A 1,270-nucleotide genomic window follows, 5' to 3' on the forward strand; every position below is an offset into this window, starting at 1 on the left:
TGACCTTGCCCCCAGTTTTATCCAATCCTGAGTTCGCTCTGGCGGTTTGATTTGCCTTTTTGGGCGGGTTGAGCGGCGTTAGCCGGCGCGGAGCTAGCGGGATGGCGCAGCTCCGGCTCACGCCGCGGGAAGGTTTGGGCGAACTCGGCGGGCGTCTGCCAGCCAAGACCCGAAGGGGGTCTGTTGACGTTGTAGTCAGCGCGCCAACTTGCCAGCATGACGCGGGCGTGGGCCAATGATGAGAAGAGAGTGTCATTCAAGAACTCGTCGCGGAGGCGACCATTGAAGCTTTCGATGAAGGCGTTCTGGATCGGCTTGCCTGGGGCGATGTAATGCCAGTCGATCCGCAACTCGTCGGCCCACCGCAAAATGGCGTTGCTGGTGAACTCGCTGCCATTGTCGCTGACGATCATCTTCGGCCGGCCGCGCTCCGCGACGATGCGGTCCAGTTCTCGGGCGACCCGCTGGCCAGAGAGCGATGTTTCCGCTGCCAGGGCCAGGCATTCGCGCGTGCAATCGTCGACCACGGTCAGGACTCGAAAGCGCCGACAGTCGGTCAACTGGTCCGACACAAAATCCAGCGACCAACGCTGATTGGGCGCGAGCGGGATCAACATCGGCGCCCGCGTCCCGATCGCCCGCTTGCGGCCGCTGCGCCGACGAACGCCAAGCTTTTCCTCACGGTAGAGCCGGAACAGCCGCTTGTGATTGATCACATAGCCTTCCCGACGCAGCAGGACATGCAGCCGCCGATAGCCGAAGCGCCGCCGCTCATGCGCGATCGCCTTTATCCGCTCGCGCAACGCCGTGTTATCCAGGCGGGTGGCTTCATAGCGAACCGTCATTCGGCAGCAGCCGATGGTCTTGCACGCCCGCCGTTCGCTCATCTCGAAGCAAGATCGAAGATGCGCGACCGCCTCTCGCTTCTCGGCGGGCGTCACCATTTTTTTCCGAGAAGGTCTTTCAGCGCGGCGTTGTCGAGCATGGCGTCGGCCAGCAGCCGCTTCAGGCGGGTGTTCTCGTCGTCAAGCGCCTTCAGCCGCTTGGCCTCCGAGACGTCCATGCCGCCATATTTGGCCTTCCACTTGTAAATGCTGGCGTCGCTGACGCCGTGTTTGCGGCACAGCTCGGCTACGGCGATTCCGGCCTCGTGTTCCTTCAGGATCGCGATGATCTGCTCTTCGCTGAAACGGTTCCGCTTCATTCTCTGGTCCTCATTTCGGGCCAGAGCGAACTTCAAGCTGGATAAGCCTCAGGGGGCAAGGTCAAC

Annotated in this window: 1 protein-coding gene; it reads right to left on the reverse strand. The window is 62.0% G+C overall.

Features of this window, described 5'->3' with window-relative positions; all coding sequences use genetic code 11:
• Positions 1-17: 17 nt before the first annotated feature.
• Positions 18-1,204, reverse strand: a protein-coding gene (locus tag MPC4_RS18120) for an IS3 family transposase (protein WP_174513770.1) whose coding sequence is annotated in 2 segments (ribosomal slippage) — positions 18-946 and positions 946-1,204 — 1,188 coding nt in all. Because the reading frame shifts where the segments join, the coding sequence is not laid out codon by codon here.
• Between the last annotated feature and the right edge of the window lie 66 nt (positions 1,205-1,270).

Source organism: Methylocella tundrae (assembly GCF_901905185.1).
In the GTDB taxonomy this organism is placed as follows: Bacteria; Pseudomonadota; Alphaproteobacteria; order Rhizobiales; family Beijerinckiaceae; genus Methylocapsa; species Methylocapsa tundrae.